Genomic DNA, 16,755 nt, shown 5'->3' with positions numbered 1-16,755 from the left:
CTTGGCCGGCGCCTAGGCGGCAGGGCATACATACCCTGGCGACTCAGACCGAGCGGGTGATCCCGCCATCGACCCGCAGGTTCTGGCCGGTGATGTAGCCGGCGCCCTCGGAGGCCAGGAAGCTGACCGTGGCCGCGATTTCTTCGGCCTTGCCGTAGCGCGCCATGGGAATTCGGCTACGCAACTCGTCTTTCTCCGGCAGGCTGTCGATAAAGCCCGGCAGCACGTTGTTCATACGGATGTTCTCGGCGGCGTAGCGATCGGCGAACAGCTTGGTGAACGCCGCCAACCCGGCACGGAACACCCCCGAGGTCGGGAAGGCCGGATCCGGCTCGAAGGCGGCGAAGGTCGATATATTGATGATCACGCCGCTTTTCTGCTGTTGCATGATCGGCGTCACCAGCCGCGTTGGACGCACCACATTGAGGAAGTAAACCTCCATGCCGCGATGCCAGTCGTCGTCGCTGAGGTCGAGGATCGGCGCGCGCGGGCCATGCCCTGCGCTATTGACCAGCACATCCACCCGCCCCCAGCGCTGCATCACGGTATCCACCAGACGCTGCAAGTCTTCTACCGACTGATTGGAGCCGGTGACACCGAGCCCACCCAGCTCGGCAGCCAGCGCCTCGCCCTTGCCCGACGACGACAAAACCGCCACCTTGAAGCCATCCGCCGCCAACCGCCGGGCAGCTTCGGCGCCCATGCCACTGCCACCTGCGGTGATGATTGCCACTTTTTGCGAAGTCATGCGCTGCTCCTTCCAAACGTTGAACAAGTGCCCCCATGAAGCCAGAATCCATCACCCCGCACCAATCACAAATACTGCCATTAGCCTGCAGGAAAACTACCGGATGAGCGCCCCCAAGCGACGCACCGCCCCCGCTATCGTCAACCACCTGGTGGCCTTCGAGGCCGCCGCCCGGCTGGGCAGCTTTCGCGCGGCCGCCGAGGAACTGCACGTCACCCCCGGCGCCGTGGCCCAGCAGGTCCGCACCCTCGAAGACAAGCTTGGGCGCCCCCTGTTCGAGCGCCTGCCACGGGGCCTGCGGCCCAACCCTGACGGCGCCGACTACCTCGCGCGCGTGCGCCTGGCGCTGGATATCATCGAGGATGCGACCCGCGAACTGCTGGAGCGCGACACTAGGCACGACCCGCAGCAGATTCTGCTCAGCACCACACCGGCCTTCGCCAGCCGTTGGTTGATTCCCCGCCTCGAGCAATTGGCCCAGGCCCATCCACAGATCGCCCTGATGATCGATGCCTCCGACAGCACCCGCCCGCTGAGCGGCAAGCACGCCGTCGACCTTGCCGTGCGCTGGGGCAGCGCGCCGTTCGAGGCAGGCTACGCCCTGCCCCTGCTGCCGGGCGTGGTGGTGCCGGTATGCACGGCGGCCCTGCGCGCCGGGCAGCCTTGGCGACAGCCGGCGCAACTGGCCGGCCAGCCGTTGATTTCCGACAGCCATAACAACTGGCAGCGCTGGTTCGACCACCACGGCCTGCCCGGCACCCGTGTGAGCGGCCCGGTGTTCAGCCAGACCATACTGGCCATCGAAGCCGCCGAGCGCGGCATGGGCATCGCCCTGGTGCCCCGCCCGTTGGTGGAACATGCGCTGCAAGCCGGCACCTTGGTGTTGGCACTCGATGGCCATGAATTGCCCGGCAAGGCGAGCTTTCATCTGCTGGCAGAACACGCACCTGCACCAGGGTCGCCTGTCGAACAGGTGGTGCTTTGGTTACGGCAGCAGGCGATGGGGTGAGGCGCGCAGAACAGGCGCTGCAAGTCATTTGCTACTTAACGTTTCAAGCACTGCCCCAGGTTGAGCGTAGATGCACGGGTGGGCCTGAGTCACTCATTGGTGCTCCAGGCCTTGACCCTCAAGGCCTTGCGCTGGCTGGGTCGAAGCAGGTCGTAACATTCAAGCCGGGATCTTTGTAGGAACCGTCCGATATTGCTGTGGGTCGCTTACCGCACTTTGGGGATAGATGTATGAATAATCAGTATTTGGCAGCGGATTGACCTGATACCGTCGCGTCATTCCTACCACGGCACGGACGCCAATAGAGGCGAGAACGACATGGAAAACTATGATAGCGCCGCACTCGGGTTGCAAAAGAACCTCCTGAACTTGCGCCGGGCGCTCGCGCAGACAGAAGCAGCCGGCGACGAGCAGCAAGCCCAGGTACTGGCCAAACTCATCGCAATGATGGAGCAGGGATTGAAGAAGGCATCAAAGGACTTCAAACCGCAGACATTGCAGTAACAGCTTTCCCGTCCCCCCGCCCAGCGCCCCGAGAAATTACCTGACGCTATCCCAAGGGCATGCCGGTAGATTCAAGCACCTGAAGCGCTACATAAGTACGCAGCTTCACCAGGCACAGTGTGTGGGATGTCCCTTCAGGGCCAAAAAACGTATCAGCCCGTTCACCTGTCAGGTTCTTCTCGAACTTGAATGGCGAGGTGATGGCCCGCTTGACATCCCGTTTGAAGCGCTCGGCATTGTCGTTGATCCAAGCGACCGCCTTGCGCCGCTCCTCGGCGCAGGCCCTGGGCTTGCCCGTTTTGCGCAGCAAGACCGCAGGGTAGATCTCCATATCCTTGGTGTTGTAGCGCATGAAGACATCGCAGAGTTCCTGGCTCTGGCGATTGAGCACCGTCACCCGCAGGTTATGGTCGCCTTTCCTGGCGGCGCAGGCCTTGTCACTCGCGTCGATGGACATTTGCCACGTGGCCTGCCCTTTGATTTCCCCTTGGCCAGTGTCGACTTGGCTCTCGATGAACGAATACCGGGTCTCGTTGACCCTGACCCAGCCAAGCTTGCCGGCAAGCGAGACGCACAGGTAGCGATGCTGGGGTTCCAAATCATAGGTTTTGCCACCGATCTTCCAGGTCAGCAGTTTCTTGCCGTCCAGCAGATATTGCCCCCGCTTGTCCTGCTTGATCTCGCATTCCCTGGGGTTCGACTGCGGTCGGTCAGCCAATTTCGAACGCACTTCGGCATCGATGCCGCTCACGCTACGTAGCACCGCCCGCCGCGCCTCGTCTGCGGCGATAAGCGTGCGCTGGGCGCGCTCTGCCTTCTCAAGCAGTTTTTTATATTCGCCCGACAATGCCTGGGCAGCTTCGTGGACGTCGTGCAGAAACTCAGGCGTCAGCAAGGTCGCCTTTTTCTCCATCTTCGCCACCAGCGCCTGGATCCCCACGCTGACACCACGCAAACGGACACTGGCTTCAAGGTTCTGCGTCGCGCCTCGACGGGTCAGGTTCTGGCTGCCCAGTGCCACGAAGCGATCCTGGGCGACGATCAACTTGGCATGAAGATCCGGCAGGACGTAGACCGCAATCTGGTTATCTAGGAGCGTCTTTAGCGTGGCATGGCATGAAGCGCCAGAGGCCAGAACCGGCACGTTGACCAGCGTGTAGACCTTGGCACTTTTCCCCAACCGCGCAATCTCCAGCGCGGCCTCGCCGGTCAGGTAGGGCGAAAAGATCTTCAGGTCGACCGGGTCGTCTTGCAGCTGCGCTTTCAACAGCGGCACGATATTGCGAGTGAACTTCAACGCTTGGCATCCCTGCTTGAAATGAAGGCAAACGATACCATATTGCCATCACCCGGCAATTCACTCACACTGCTCGGCTCGCAGCTCAGGGATGACCGCGACACATGCTCGCCGCGCCGATACGGGACGCGGTCGCTGGAGCACGCCCTCAGTCGCGCCACCTGTCGACTACAAATTCATCGAGAACGGCGGCGCCAATCTACTGGGCAAACGCCTGGAGGTGGTCGGCGGCGTGCGCATCCAGGGATCGCAATATGGCAGCCGTCAGTTCCGCCAGAAACTGTGGCGCTACCGCATTCGCCAGAGCATGAGCCGCCGAGGCAACTGCTGGGATAATGCACCGATGGAGCGAGTCTTTCGCAGCTTGAAATCAGAGTGGATACTGACCACGGGCTACCTGACCGGGCAGCAAGCTCAACGAGACATTGGCCAATACCTGATGAGCCACTACAACTGGATCCGGTCTCATCAGTTCAACGATGGACTGGCTCCGGCGAAAGCTGAAGAAAAACTCAAAACCATGTCCGGGATGAGTTGACCACTATAAATACCGCCATGTTGCAACACCGTTCATCGCCTGAATTTCCGAATAAAAATAAGTGGACTAGGGTATACATTGGGTGCGGTAAGAGTACCACCGAACCCATAATCAAGAAGACAGGTCTGGAAGAAAGGAGTTCTTCATGTCTGAGTCACTACAAAACCTCAAGTCCAAGTTCAGCGAAGTATTTCCTGAGCACGCAAAGCTTCTCGAAGGGGCCAGATCCCATACTGAGGTACTAAAACTTCAGGATCGTTTTCAGCTCGAGTCCAAGACCAAACTGGCTAGCGCGCTGAACATCAAACTTGACTCCCTGGATGACCGGAAAACCCAACCGGCCTTTGCCCTCAAGCCCGCGACCTACAATGCCCTCATAAATGCCACCGGAGGGGCCATCGAACAGCAGCTGCACGACTTGCTGACAAGCATTCAGTCTCTGTCAAAAATGGAAGATGATGACCCCATGGACGCGGTGGCGACCATGTTTGCCGGTGGGATCACAAGCCTTGGTCTGACGGCCATCGCGGCATACCAAAGCAAGCTGGTGATGGGAGCAGTCGAAGCGGCGGCGGCGCTGGCCGGTGTCGAGGTAGCCACCCTGGCTGTGGTATGTAGCATCGCGACGCTGGTGGTATTCACCCTGATTCTGCCGATCCTCTTTTACATGGAAAAACCGGCAAACTGCATCATCCTCTTGATCAACGAGGTAGGCGACAATGATGACTCACTTGAATTCCAAGAGGACTATAACGTACACGGCAAGCCCGCATTGATCACACGATCGATACTAGGCCCCTTGGATTTCGGCTCGGGCCAAGTAAGATACAACGCTGGATTCATCGCGGCGGAAAAGCGAGATAATGCGCTGGTCGGGTGCCAGTACGGATTCACCCTCACCTTCAATAACGGAGGTGCTCATAACTCTCTAAAAGGTCAGCGCTTCACCTTCGGAGTTGACTGTCCTTTGACAGGTATCGATGGCTGGAACAATTGCTATTGTAGCTTTGATGACAATGCCAAGCAGGCTGCGGAGAACACAGACAAACACGATGCAATCAGTTACACGGCGGAAAAAAACGGAATCAAACTTTCTATCAAATGCAACTCGCAAAAAGGATCCATCGCTTATTACGTGGCTCGAGTTTACAAGTGACAAAAAACCGCTGCTTTTATGAGAAGTTCTTCCCACGCATCCCAATTTACTAAGGGGCTGGGGGCTGTACAGAATATTCTCGAGCAACGGTTAAGCAAGAAAAAGCCGCCTTTCAGGCGGCTTTTTCTTACGCTGCGGCGCTGGGGTTCTACTTCTTCCCCGCTTCCAGCTCAAACAGCAAGCGCAGACTGAAAGATTGGCGGGAAGCGCGAAGTACTCCAACACCGGCAGCAAGCTGACGGCGATCAAGCCACAGATTGCGCCCTCAAGTAGCACCTTGCGTCCTCGGCCACCGCCATTGATGACTCTGAACATGGCAACGGCAGCGGCAATGCCACCGGTAGAAAGCTGGGGCTGGTGCGCGACCAACCATGCCAGCACTGCGGCCCAAAGGCCGGGATCTTTCTCAGGCATATGGACATCTCTATTCCTCCCGTTACGGGGAGCTAAAATAAAAAAGGCCCACCAAATGGCAGGCCCTAGGAGGCGAGACGCTTTCAATAAAACTAGTGCGACGCCTTGACAGCGCGCACAGCTCGCCATACCTGCTGCTGACTGAAAACGGGAAACGCGTTACGGCGCAGATGCTTCGCCACCGATGGGACGATGCCCGGGAGGAAGCCGTGAGGGAAGCGATTGCCCCTGGTGACCAGGTGCTGGCCGGCCGTATCAGCCAATTCCTGTTCCGCGACATTCGCTCGAAAACAGCTTCGGAAATCACCGATGTCGACCACGCCAGTCTGCTCCTGGACCATACCAAGGGCGACATCACAGAGCGGGTATATCGCCGAGTTGGAGCCCTGGCGAAACCCACCAAATAGGGAAAGTTTCGGAAGCGTTTCCACAACAAACCATTCCCAAGGGTGTTCCCATGGGTAGTTTTACTATGCCCCAAAAACGCAAAAAGCCCTGAAAAATCAGGGCTTTGAATATGGCGGAAGCGTAGAGATTCGAACTCTAGGATAGTTGCCCATCGACGGTTTTCAAGACCGTTGCCTTAAACCACTCGGCCACGCTTCCAGCTGGTTTTGCGGCGGCAATCATACCGTAATGAAACACGCTGTCAAACTCTCTGTGTCGCGGGTTGCGGCAGCTCTGGTATGCTTTGCGCCATATGTTCCAATACCGCAGGTCCCGGACCGCGGTCTCACCCCAAAGGAGTGCGCCATGCGCGAACAGGATTACGCCGTCCAACACGGCCAGCAGGTCGAGCAGCAGGAGGTCAGCAAGGTCCTGCGCAACACTTACAGCCTGCTGGCCCTTACCCTCGCCTTCAGCGGCATCATGGCCTTCGTCGCCCAGCAGATGCGCGTCGGCTACCCGAACATCTTCGTGGTGCTGATCGGCTTCTACGGGCTGTTCTTCCTCACCAACAAGCTGCGTGACTCGGCCTGGGGCCTGGTGTCCACCTTCGCCCTCACCGGCTTCATGGGCTTCATCCTCGGCCCTATCCTCAACCGCTACCTGGGCATGGCCGGCGGCGCCGAAGTGGTCAGCTCGGCCTTCGCCATGACCGCCCTGGTGTTCGGTGGCCTGTCGGCCTACGTGCTGATCACCCGCAAGGACATGAGCTTCCTCAGCGGTTTCATCACCGCCGGCTTCTTCGTCCTGCTGGGTGCCGTGGTGGCCAGCTTCTTCTTCCAGATCAGCGGCCTGCAACTGGCGATCAGCGCCGGCTTCGTGCTGTTCTCGTCGGTCTGCATCCTGTTCCAGACCAGCGCCATCATCCATGGCGGCGAACGCAACTACATCATGGCCACCATCAGCCTGTACGTGTCGATCTACAACCTGTTCGTCAGCCTGCTGCAACTGTTTGGCATCATGGGGCGCGACGACTGATCGCATCGGTAACCATTGCCCCACAAAAAGCCCGCTTCGGCGGGCTTTTTCGTGCCTGCTCGAAACGCTAGGGCTGGCGATCGATAGCCTGGCAAACATTGACCTAAAAGTCAGCTTATTCAGTGTTTCATCCGCGATTATGTCGCCATCGTGCTTGCCTCTACCCCAATGCCGATTCAGCCCGTAGAATGCGCTCCTTTTTTCTTCCGGGGCAGCATTTCCCATGAGTTCACACGAACACGGCCCAGGCGCGGCGGCGCCTGCCAATGAACTGGTTCTTGGCCTGGAGGACAAGCCGCGGTTGTTGATCGGCCTGCTGGCGGCCCTGCAGCACCTGCTGGCGATCATCGTGCCGATCGTCACCCCAGGCCTGCTGATCTGCCAGGCCCTGGGCGTGTCGGCGCGGGACACCAACCTGATCGTGTCCATGTCGCTGGTGATCTCGGGTATCGCCACCTTCGTGCAGTGCAAGCGCTTCGGCCCGTTCGGCGCCGGGCTGCTGATCGTCCAGGGCACCAGTTTCAACTTTGTCGGCCCGCTGATTGCCGGTGGCGCCTTGATGGTCAAGCAAGGCACGCCGGTGGAAAGCGTGATGGCGGCGATCTTCGGCGTCGTGATCGCCGGCTCGTTCGTGGAAATGGGTGTTTCGCGCATCCTGCCCTTCGTCAAACGCCTGATCACCCCACTGGTGACCGGCATCGTCGTGCTGATGATCGGCCTGACCCTGATCAAGGTCGGCCTGATCAGCATGGGTGGCGGCTTCGGCGCCATGGCCAACGGCACCTTTGCCGATGGCGAGAACCTGCTGCTGTCGGGCGTGGTGCTGGCGATCATCGTCATCCTCAACCGCATCCCGGTGGTGTGGATGCGCAGCTGCGCCATCGTCATCGCCCTGGCCGTGGGCTATGCCCTGGCCGGCTACCTGGGCCGCCTGGACTTCACCGGCATGCACCAGGCCGCGCTGTTCCAGGTGCCGACGCCGCTGCACTTCGGCCTGGGTTTCTCCTGGTCACTGTTCATCCCGATGCTGGTGATCTACCTGGTCACCTCGCTGGAAGCCATCGGTGATGTCACCGCCACCAGCAAGGTCTCGCGCCAGCCGGTGGAAGGCCCGGTATGGATGCAGCGGATCAAGGGCGGCGTGCTGGTCAACGGTGCCAATTCGCTGCTGGCGGGTGTGTTCAACACCTTCCCCAGCTCGGTGTTCGCCCAGAACAACGGGGTGATCCAGCTGACGGGCATCGCCAGCCGCCATATCGGCGTGTGGATTGCGGTGATGTTGATTCTGCTGGGGCTGTTCCCCAGCGTCGCCGGGGTGATCCAGGCCGTGCCGGAGCCGGTGCTGGGTGGCGCGGCCATGGTGATGTTCGGCGCGGTAGCTGCCTCGGGCATCAATATCCTGGCCAGCACCCGCCTCGATCGCCGCGCCTTGCTGATCATCGCCGTGTCGCTGTCTCTGGGGCTGGGCGTGGCGCAGGTGCCAGAGTTCCTCGCACACATGCCAGCGGCGCTGCGCAACGTGCTGGAGTCGGGGGTCGCCACCGGCGGCATCTGCGCCCTACTGCTCAATTGGTTCCTGCCCGAGGGCAAGGAACAGGCCTGAGCGGCGCCCGCCAGAGCAAAAAGCCCGCGCCCACCAGCGCGGGCTTTTTGCTTTATCATGGCCGCATTCATTTGCACGAGCCTTCCATGAAATTCGCCATCGCGGTCTTTTCCCCGGCCCATGCGCCCTCCTCGCGCCGCGCCTTGCGCTTTGCCGAGGCGGTACTGGCCGGCGGGCATGAAATAGCCCGGTTGTTCTTCTACCAGGACGGGGTGCACAGCGCCTCGGCCAACATCGTCACGCCCCAGGACGAGCTGGATGTGGCCGCGCAGTGGCGCACCTTCGTCAGCGACCATCGCCTGGACGCCGTGGTGTGCATCGCCGCGGCCCTGCGCCGCGGTGTGCTGGACGACACCGAGGCCAACCGCTACCAGCGCCCGGCGGTGAACCTGCCGATGCCGTGGGAACTGTCCGGCCTGGGCCAGTTGCACGACGCTGCGCAACTGGCCGACCGCCTGGTCTGCTTCGGAGGTGATTGAAATGGCCAAATCCCTGTTGATCATCAGCCGTCAGGCGCCGTGGAGCGGCCCGTCCGCCCGCGAAGCATTGGACATCGCCCTGGCCGGTGGCGCCTTCGACCTGCCGCTGGGTATGCTGTTCCTCGATGACGGCGTGTTCCAGCTAAGCACCGCCCAGCACCCCGATGCCGTGCAACAGAAGAACCTGACCGCCAACCTGCAGGCGCTGCCGATGTTTGGCGTAGAGGACCTGTTCGCCTGCGCCCACAGCCTGGCCTGCCGCGGCCTGGACAGCACAACGCTGGAGCTCCCGGTCGCGGTGCTCGACGACACCGCGCTGAGTGCGCTGATTGCCCGTTACGACCAGGTGGTGACGCTCTGATGAACACCCTGCATGTAATCGCCCACTCGCCCTTCGGCGACGAGCGCCTGGCCAGTTGCCTGCGCCTGCTGGGCCCCCACGACGCGCTGCTGCTGTGCGGCGACGCCACCTACGCGCTCAAGGCCGGCAGCGCGCCGTGTGCCGCCCTGCAGGCCGCCAACCTCGGCGAGCGCCTGTTCGCCCTCGCGGAAGACCTGCATGCCCGCGGCCTCGACAGCCCCCTGGCCAAGGCCGTGGACTACCCGGCCTTCGTCGAACTTTCCCTGCACTACGACAAGGTCAACAGCTGGCTATGAGTACCCTGACTGTCGGCGAACGCGCCATAGCCCTGGACAAGGACGGCTTCCTGGTCGATTTGCAGGACTGGTCCCACGCAGCCGCCGAAGCCCTGGCGGCGCGCGAGGCCATCACCCTCACGGCGGACCACTGGGAAATCCTCGAACTGCTGCGCCAGTTCTACCAGGAGTACCAGCTGTCGCCGGCGACCCGCCCACTGATCAAGTACACCGCGCTCAAGCTGGGTGCAGACAAAGGCAACAGCCCACACCTGAACCGCCTGTTCAACGGCACCCCCGCCAAATTGGCCGCCAAGCTGGCGGGCCTGCCCAAGCCGACCAATTGCATATGACCGAGCCTCTGTCGAACATCGTCCGCCCCCTGACCCTGGAAACCCCGGCCGAGCACCCGTTCGCCGAATTCGTGCGCATCCTTGGCAAGGGCAAGCGCGGCGCCCGTGGCCTGAGCCGCGAGGAGGCCCGCGCGGCCATGACCTTGCTGCTCGAAGGCAAGGTCGAGGACACCCAGCTCGGCGCCTTCCTGATGCTGCTGCGCCACAAGGAAGAAAGCGCCGAGGAGCTGGCTGGCTTCACCGAGGCCCTGCGGGCCCGCCTCCAGGCGCCGGCCATTGCCGTCGACCTCGACTGGCCGAGCTATGCCGGCAAGAAGCGCCACCTGCCCTGGTATTTGCTGGCGGCCAAGTGCCTGGCCGCCAATGGCGTGCGCATCCTGATGCACGGCGGCGGCGCCCACACCGCCGGCCGGCTGTACACCGAGCAACTGCTTGAGCTGCTGGCGATCCCGTTGTGCCGCGATTGGACCACCGTGGGCCAGGCACTGGATACCCAGCAGCTGGCGTTCTTCCCGCTGCAGGACTGGGCCCCACAGCTGCAACGCATGATCGACCTGCGCAACACCCTCGGCCTGCGCTCGCCAATCCATTCGCTGGCCCGGGTGCTCAACCCACTGGCCGCCCGCTGTGGCCTGCAGAGCATCTTCCACCCCGGCTACCAGGCGGTGCACCGCGAGGCCAGCCGCCTGCTCGGCGACCATGCCCTGGTGATCAAGGGCGACGGCGGCGAGATCGAGGTCAACCCGGATGTCATCAGCCACCTCTACGGCGCATCGGCCGGCGAAGCCTGGGACGAAGAATGGCCCGCCCTCAGCGCCCAGCGCCATGTCAAGCCAGCCAGCCTGCAACCCCAGCACCTACTGGCGGTATGGCGCGGCGAGGCCGAGGACAGCTACGGCGAACTGGCCGTGGTCGCGACCATGGCCCTGGCCCTGCGCGGCCTTGGCCAAGACCGCGAGCAGGCCTTCGCCCAGGCACGGGTTTACTGGCGCGCGCGCAACCCATCGATTTAATCGATTGGATAGCGGCATTCTTTGCGCTATTTATTCGAACGTTTTGCTCTAGACTGGGCTCCAACGACAAACACTGTGTTCCGAGGAGCTCGACATGGGCCTTTTGATCGAGGGTCGCTGGCATGACCAGTGGTACCAGACCAGCAAGGACGGCGCTTTCCAGCGCGAGAACGCGCAGCGCCGCAACCCGTTGCCCGCCGCCGAGGCCGGCCGCTATCACCTGTATGTGTCGCTGGCCTGCCCCTGGGCCCACCGCACCCTGATCCTGCGGGCCATCAAGGGCCTGCAGCCTTTGATCGAGGTGTCGGTGGTCAGCTGGTTGATGGCCGAGCATGGCTGGACCTTCGACCAGCAGCAAGGCTCCAGCGGCGATCACCTCGAGGGCCTGCAGTACCTGCACCAGCGCTACACCCAGGACGACCCGCACTACACCGGGCGCGTGACCGTGCCAGTGCTGTGGGACAAGCAGCAAAAGCGCATCGTCAACAACGAGTCGGCCGAGATCATCCGCATCTTCAACACGGCGTTCAACGACCTCACCGGCAATACCCTGGACCTGTACCCCGAGCCACTGCGCGCCACTATCGACGCACTCAACGAGCGCATCTACCCGGCAGTGAACAACGGCGTGTACCGCGCCGGCTTCGCCACCTCGCAAGACGCCTATGAAAAGGCCTTCGATGAGGTGTTCAACGAGCTGGACCAGTTGGAAGCGCTACTGGGCCGCCAGCGTTACCTGGCCGGGGAATACCTGACCGAGGCCGATGTGCGGCTGTTTACCACCCTGGTGCGCTTCGATGCGGTGTACCACGGCCACTTCAAGTGCAACCTGCGGCGCCTGGCGGACTATCCGAACCTGTCGAACTGGCTGCGCGAGCTGTACCAGTGGCCGGGCGTGGCGGGCACGGTGAACATGGAGCATATCCAGAAGCACTATTACCTGAGCCACAAGACCATCAATCCGAACGGGATCGTGCCCAAGGGGCCGCTGCAGGACTTTGGCCTGCCCCATGACCGGGAGCGGTTGCCTGGTAAAGGGATCTGGCAGGCTTGAGAAGTCTGGGGCTGCCTTGCAGCCCTTTCGCGACACAAGGCCGCTCCTACAGGGGTACGCGATCCCTGTAGGAGCGGCCTTGTGTCGCGCAAGGGCCGCAACGCGGCCCCGGCGATTTCAGTTGTCGTGCGAACCTTCAAACCATGCCAGTTTCTCGCGCAACTGCACCACCTCCCCAACGATCACCAAGGTCGGCGCATGCACTTCATGGCGCGCCACCAGCTCGGGCAGGTCGGCCAGGGTCCCGGTGAACACCCGCTGGTTGCGCGTGGTGCCTTGCTGCACCAGCGCCGCCGGGGTACTCGCCGCGCGGCCATGGCGGATCAGCTCGGCGCAGATGGTCGGCAGCCCGACCAACCCCATGTAGAACACCAGGGTCTGGGCCGGCGCCACCAGGTCATGCCAAGGCAGGTTGCTGGTGCCATCCTTCAAGTGCCCGGTGACGAAGCGCACCGACTGCGCATAGTCGCGGTGGGTCAGCGGAATGCCGCCGTAGGCGGAGCAACCACTGGCTGCGGTGATGCCCGGTACCACCTGGAATGGTATGCCTTCATCGGCCAGCTCCTCGATCTCCTCGCCACCGCGCCCGAAGATGAACGGATCGCCCCCCTTGAGCCGCAGCACGCGCTTGCCCTGGCGGGCCAGGTCCACCAGCAGGCGGTTGATCTGGTCCTGGGGCACGGCATGGTCGGCGCGGCGCTTGCCAACATAGATACGCTCGGCGTCACGCCGGCACATCTCGATGATGGCCGGGGCCACCAAGCGGTCGTACAGCACCACGTCGGCCTGCTGCATCAGGCGCAAGGCGCGGAAGGTCAGCAGGTCCGGGTCGCCCGGGCCGGCACCCACCAGGTACACCTCGCCGCCTTGCTGCACCGGCGCGCCATCGACCATCGCCTGCAACAGGCGCTCGGCCTCGCCGCCCTGCCCGGCCAGCTGACGCTCGGCGATCGGGCCCTGGAACACCTGCTCCCAGAAGCCGCGGCGCTGGTTTACGTCCGGGTACAAGGCCTTGACCTTGTCGCGAAAACGCGCAGCCAGCCCGGCCAGCTCGCCGTAAGCCGACGGAATCCAGGCCTCCAGCTTGGCGCGGATCAAGCGCGCCAGCACCGGCGCATCGCCGCCGCTGGACACCGCCACCACCAGGGGCGAACGGTCGACGATGGCCGGGAAGATCACCGTGCACAAGGCCGGTGCGTCCACCACGTTGACCGGCAGGCTGCGCGCCTGGGCGTGGGCCGAGACCTGGGCATTGAGCCCGGCGTCGTCGGTGGCCGCGATCACCAGGCGGCATCCCTCCAGGTCAGCCGCCTGGTAACCACGCACCAGGACCTCGCCGCCGCCCTCACGGGCCAGCGCGGCCAATTGGCCGTCGACGTCCGGCGCCACCACCCGCAGCGCGGCACCGGCATCGGCCAGCAGGCGCGCCTTGCGCAAGGCGATCTCGCCACCGCCGACGACCAGTACCCGGCCACCCTGCAGCTTGTGGAACAGCGGCAGGTAGTCCATTTAGCGGATGACCTCGACACCACCCATGTAAGGCTTCAGCACCTCCGGCACGCGGATCGAGCCGTCGGCCTGCTGGTAGTTCTCCAACACCGCCACCAGGGTACGGCCCACGGCCAGGCCGGAACCGTTGAGGGTGTGCACCAGCTCCGGCTTGCCGGTTTCCGGGTTGCGCCAGCGCGCCTGCATGCGCCGCGCCTGGAAGTCACCGCAGTTGGAGCAGGAGCTGATCTCGCGGTATTTGTCCTGGCTCGGCACCCAGACTTCCAGGTCGAAAGTCTTCACCGCGCCAAAGCCCATGTCACCGGTGCACAAGGCCAGCACGCGGTAGGGCAGTTCCAGCAGTTGCAGCACGCGCTCGGCGTTGGCCGTCATGCCGTCCAGCGCCTCCATGGACTTGCTCGGCTCCACCACCTGGACCATCTCGACCTTGTCGAACTGGTGCTGGCGGATCATGCCGCGGGTATCGCGCCCCGACGCACCGGCTTCGCTGCGGAAGCACGGGGAATGGGCGACGAACTTCACCGGCAGTTGCTTGGCATCGAGGATCGCGCCGGACACCAGGTTGGTCAGCGACACCTCGGAGGTAGGGATCAGGTAGAAATCGGCTTCGCCTTCGCGGCTGATCTTGAACAGGTCTTCCTCGAACTTCGGCAGCTGGCCGGTGCCCATCAGGGCCGGCGCTTGCACCAGGTAAGGGGTGTAGGCCTCTTCGTAGCCATGCTCGCCGGTATGCAGGTTGATCATGAACTGCGCCAGGGCGCGGTGCAGACGGGCAATCGGCCCGCGCAGCACGGCAAAGCGCGCACCCGACATCTTGGCGGCGGCCTCGAAGTCCAGGCCGCCGCTGATCTCGCCCAGGGCGACGTGGTCCTTGATCTCGAAGTCGAAGCTGCGCGGGGTGCCCCAACGGCGCACCTCGACGTTGTCGTCCTCGCTGGCGCCGACCGGCACGCTGGCGTCCGGCAGGTTGGGGATGGTCAGCAGGATGGCGTCCAGCTCGGCCTGGATACCGTCCAGCTCGCTCTTGCCTGCGGCCAGTTCATTGGCCATGCGCTCGACATCGGCCATCAGCGGAGCGATGTCCTCGCCCTTGGCCTTGGCCTGGCCGATGGACTTGGAACGGGCGTTACGCTCGGCCTGCAGCTGCTCGGTACGGGTCTGCACCGCCTTGCGGCGCTCTTCCAGTGATTCGATGCGCGCGACATCCAGGCTGAAGCCACGGGAGGCCAGGCGATCCGCCACTTCCTGAAGTTGGCCGCGTAACAGTTTGGAATCGAGCATATCGTTCTCTCGTTATAGGTAGGTGTTGGTTCAGAATCGGGTCAGGGCAAGGCCGGCCCAGGTCGCAAGCAGGCCGCCCACCACGCTGATAATGGTATAGCCCAAGGCCAGCGGCAGCTGCCCGCTTTCCATCAGGCGCACGGTATCGAGCGAGAAGGAGGAAAAAGTGGTCAGGCCGCCCAGAAAACCCACCATCAGCCCGGCGCGCAGCTCGACCGGCGCCAGGGGCTTGTGCAGGAACAGTCCGTACAACAGGCCGATCAACAGGCAGCCCACCAGGTTGACCGCCAGCGTACCGGCATAGAAGTGCCGTGGCCAGTGGGCGGCGACCCAGTTGGCGGTGGCGAAGCGCATCAAGGTGCCGGCGATGCCACCGGCACTGACCGCGGCGATGAGTACGATCACGGCTTTCTCCGCTGGCGGGGGCTGTTGCGGTCGAGCTCGGCCAGGTGGCGCAGCTTCTCGCCGATCTTCAGTTCCAGGCCACGCGGCACCGGCTGGTAGTACTGGCGCGGCTCAAGCTGGTCAGGGAAATAGTCTTCGCCGGCGGCATAGGCGTCAGGTTCATCGTGGGCATAGCGGTACTCGTCGCCATAACCCAGCTGCTTCATCAGCTTGGTCGGCGCGTTGCGCAGGTGCAGCGGTACTTCCAGCGAGCCGTGCTCGGCGGCTTCGCGCAGGGCAGTCTTGAAGCCCATGTACACCGCGTTGCTCTTTGGTGCGCAGGCCAGGTAGGTGATGGCCTGGGCCACCGCCAGTTCCCCCTCGGGGCTGCCCAGGCGCTCTTGCACGTCCCACGCCGCCAGGCACAGGCTGAGCGCGCGCGGGTCGGCGTTGCCGATGTCTTCGCTGGCCATGCGCACCACGCGCCGGGCGATGTACAGCGGGTCGCAGCCGCCGTCGAGCATGCGCGCGAACCAGTACAGGGCGCCATCGGGATTGGAGCCGCGCACCGACTTGTGCAGTGCGGAGATCTGGTCGTAGAAGGCCTCGCCGCCCTTGTCGAAACGGCGGCGGCTGTCGCCGAGCAGGCTTTGCAGCATCTGCACGTCGATCTCGCTGCCGTCTTCGGCCAGGTCGGAGGCATTTTCGAGGAAGTTGAGCATGCGCCGGCCGTCGCCGTCGGCGGCGGCCATGAGCATCTTGAAGGCTTCGTCGCCCACCCGCAGGTTGCGCTTGCCCAGGCCCCGCTCCTCGCTGAGCGCGCGGTTGACCAGCTTGCGCAGCGCCGCCTCGTCCAGGCTCTTGAGCACATAGACACGCGCCCGCGACAGCAGCGCGTTGTTCAGCTCGAACGAGGGGTTCTCGGTGGTGGCGCCGATGAACAGCAGCGTGCCGTCTTCCACATAGGGCAGGAAGGCATCCTGTTGCGACTTGTTGAAGCGGTGCACCTCGTCGACGAACAGAATGGTGCGCCGGCCGTACTGGCCGGCCTGCTGCTTGGCCACCTCGACCGCCTGGCGAATCTCCTTGACCCCGGCCAGCACCGCCGACACCGTCTCGAAGTGGGCGTCGCAGAACTGCGCCAGCAGCCGCGCCAGGGTGGTCTTGCCCACCCCGGGCGGGCCCCAGAAGATCATCGAGTGCAGCGCGCCCTGCTCCAGCGCCTCGCGCAGCGGCTTGCCGCGCGCCAGCAGGTGTTCCTGGCCGACGTACTCGTCCAGGTTGGACGGGCGCAGACGGGCGGCCAGGGGCTGGGCGACAGGTTCGCTACGAAACAGGTCCATCACAGGCTC

General features: G+C 63.2%; 19 protein-coding genes, 1 tRNA gene and 1 pseudogene. 13 read left to right on the top strand and 8 right to left on the bottom strand.

The genetic code is table 11. The features are described from left to right. Positions 1–43: 43 nt before the first annotated feature. On the bottom strand, positions 44–748 hold the full coding sequence (locus NJG22_RS02085) for an SDR family oxidoreductase (protein ID WP_253092151.1): 705 nt from the start codon (positions 746–748) through the stop codon (positions 44–46). A 103-nt stretch (positions 749–851) separates the two neighbouring features. Between NJG22_RS02085 and NJG22_RS02080 the strand changes: the two genes are divergently transcribed. Then, complete coding sequence (locus tag NJG22_RS02080) at positions 852–1,757, top strand: LysR substrate-binding domain-containing protein (RefSeq protein WP_253092149.1); 906 nt, start codon at positions 852–854, stop codon at positions 1,755–1,757. A gap of 318 nt (positions 1,758–2,075) precedes the next feature. Further along, positions 2,076–2,261: a hypothetical protein gene (locus tag NJG22_RS02075; RefSeq protein ID WP_253092147.1), complete on the top strand. Its 186-nt coding sequence runs from the start codon at positions 2,076–2,078 to the stop codon at positions 2,259–2,261. 46 nt (positions 2,262–2,307) lie between these two features. On the opposite strand, the gene NJG22_RS02070 is transcribed toward NJG22_RS02075, so the two are convergent. Then, the gene (locus tag NJG22_RS02070; protein ID WP_253092145.1) at positions 2,308–3,558 is read right to left on the bottom strand and encodes a phospholipase D-like domain-containing protein; all 1,251 of its coding nucleotides are present in this window, start codon (positions 3,556–3,558) and stop codon (positions 2,308–2,310) included. Between the two features lie 241 nt (positions 3,559–3,799). On the opposite strand from NJG22_RS02070, the pseudogene NJG22_RS02065 reads away from it, so the two are divergent. Both NJG22_RS02065 and NJG22_RS02060 read left to right on the top strand, forming a co-directional pair. Continuing rightward, a pseudogene (locus NJG22_RS02065) lies at positions 3,800–4,096 on the top strand (integrase core domain-containing protein); the annotation flags it as partial. 145 nt (positions 4,097–4,241) lie between these two features. After that, positions 4,242–5,252: a hypothetical protein gene (locus tag NJG22_RS02060; RefSeq protein WP_253092143.1), complete on the top strand. Its 1,011-nt coding sequence runs from the start codon at positions 4,242–4,244 to the stop codon at positions 5,250–5,252. 90 nt (positions 5,253–5,342) lie between these two features. On the opposite strand, the gene NJG22_RS02055 is transcribed toward NJG22_RS02060, so the two are convergent. Beyond that, the gene (locus NJG22_RS02055) at positions 5,343–5,666 is read right to left on the bottom strand and encodes a phage holin family protein (protein WP_253092141.1); all 324 of its coding nucleotides are present in this window, start codon (positions 5,664–5,666) and stop codon (positions 5,343–5,345) included. 209 nt (positions 5,667–5,875) lie between these two features. Here NJG22_RS02055 and NJG22_RS02050 point away from each other — a divergent pair, with 209 nt between their 5' ends. Further along, positions 5,876–6,073, top strand: a complete 198-nt coding sequence (locus NJG22_RS02050) for a hypothetical protein (protein ID WP_253092140.1) — start codon at positions 5,876–5,878, stop codon at positions 6,071–6,073. A 111-nt stretch (positions 6,074–6,184) separates the two neighbouring features. Here NJG22_RS02050 and NJG22_RS02045 read toward each other — a convergent pair. Continuing rightward, a tRNA-Ser gene (locus NJG22_RS02045) sits at positions 6,185–6,272 on the bottom strand. Between the two features lie 147 nt (positions 6,273–6,419). Here NJG22_RS02045 and NJG22_RS02040 point away from each other — a divergent pair. The 8 genes from NJG22_RS02040 to NJG22_RS02005 all read left to right on the top strand — a co-directional run bounded on the left by NJG22_RS02040 (position 6,420) and on the right by NJG22_RS02005 (position 12,229). Further along, positions 6,420–7,091, top strand: coding sequence for a Bax inhibitor-1/YccA family protein (locus NJG22_RS02040; RefSeq protein ID WP_028692373.1), 672 nt, complete (start codon positions 6,420–6,422; stop codon positions 7,089–7,091). A gap of 223 nt (positions 7,092–7,314) precedes the next feature. Continuing rightward, entirely contained in the window at positions 7,315–8,694 is a 1,380-nt protein-coding gene (locus NJG22_RS02035; protein ID WP_134692794.1) for a uracil-xanthine permease family protein, read from the top strand. 86 nt (positions 8,695–8,780) lie between these two features. Beyond that, the gene (gene tusD / locus NJG22_RS02030) at positions 8,781–9,173 is read left to right on the top strand and encodes a sulfurtransferase complex subunit TusD (RefSeq protein ID WP_253092138.1); all 393 of its coding nucleotides are present in this window, start codon (positions 8,781–8,783) and stop codon (positions 9,171–9,173) included. Between the two features lies 1 nt (position 9,174). Next, positions 9,175–9,534 carry a sulfurtransferase complex subunit TusC gene (tusC, locus tag NJG22_RS02025; RefSeq protein WP_253092136.1) on the top strand — a complete coding sequence of 120 codons (360 nt, stop codon included), beginning with the start codon at positions 9,175–9,177 and terminating at the stop codon, positions 9,532–9,534. Next, positions 9,534–9,830: a sulfurtransferase complex subunit TusB gene (gene tusB, locus NJG22_RS02020; RefSeq protein WP_253092134.1), complete on the top strand. Its 297-nt coding sequence runs from the start codon at positions 9,534–9,536 to the stop codon at positions 9,828–9,830. Before tusC ends, tusB begins: the two co-directional genes overlap by 1 nt. Next, a complete protein-coding gene (locus NJG22_RS02015) occupies positions 9,827–10,162 on the top strand; it encodes a TusE/DsrC/DsvC family sulfur relay protein (RefSeq protein WP_253092132.1) in 336 nt (111 codons plus the stop codon). The genes tusB and NJG22_RS02015 overlap by 4 nt, the downstream gene beginning before the upstream one ends. Further along, on the top strand, positions 10,159–11,175 hold the full coding sequence (locus tag NJG22_RS02010; protein WP_253092130.1) for a glycosyl transferase family protein: 1,017 nt from the start codon (positions 10,159–10,161) through the stop codon (positions 11,173–11,175). The genes NJG22_RS02015 and NJG22_RS02010 overlap by 4 nt, the downstream gene beginning before the upstream one ends. A gap of 94 nt (positions 11,176–11,269) precedes the next feature. After that, on the top strand, positions 11,270–12,229 hold the full coding sequence (locus tag NJG22_RS02005; RefSeq protein WP_253092128.1) for a glutathione S-transferase family protein: 960 nt from the start codon (positions 11,270–11,272) through the stop codon (positions 12,227–12,229). A 117-nt stretch (positions 12,230–12,346) separates the two neighbouring features. Here NJG22_RS02005 and cysG read toward each other — a convergent pair whose 3' ends face one another. The 4 genes from cysG to NJG22_RS01985 are packed head-to-tail and all read right to left on the bottom strand — an operon-like array spanning position 12,347 to position 16,746. Further along, on the bottom strand, positions 12,347–13,738 hold the full coding sequence (gene cysG, locus NJG22_RS02000) for a siroheme synthase CysG (RefSeq protein WP_253092126.1): 1,392 nt from the start codon (positions 13,736–13,738) through the stop codon (positions 12,347–12,349). After that, on the bottom strand, positions 13,739–15,019 hold the full coding sequence (gene serS / locus NJG22_RS01995) for a serine--tRNA ligase (RefSeq protein ID WP_253092124.1): 1,281 nt from the start codon (positions 15,017–15,019) through the stop codon (positions 13,739–13,741). It lies immediately after the preceding gene. A 30-nt stretch (positions 15,020–15,049) separates the two neighbouring features. Next, entirely contained in the window at positions 15,050–15,424 is a 375-nt protein-coding gene (gene crcB / locus NJG22_RS01990) for a fluoride efflux transporter CrcB (RefSeq protein WP_253092122.1), read from the bottom strand. After that, entirely contained in the window at positions 15,421–16,746 is a 1,326-nt protein-coding gene (locus NJG22_RS01985; RefSeq protein WP_134692784.1) for a replication-associated recombination protein A, read from the bottom strand. The genes crcB and NJG22_RS01985 overlap by 4 nt, the downstream gene beginning before the upstream one ends. Positions 16,747–16,755 lie beyond the last annotated feature (9 nt).

It is taken from the genome of Pseudomonas sp. VA159-2, assembly GCF_024126635.1.
Classification (GTDB): domain Bacteria; phylum Pseudomonadota; class Gammaproteobacteria; order Pseudomonadales; family Pseudomonadaceae; genus Aquipseudomonas; species Aquipseudomonas muyukensis.
Note: the sequence above shows the minus strand (reverse complement) of the source record. Positions and strands in the feature narration are given on the sequence as shown.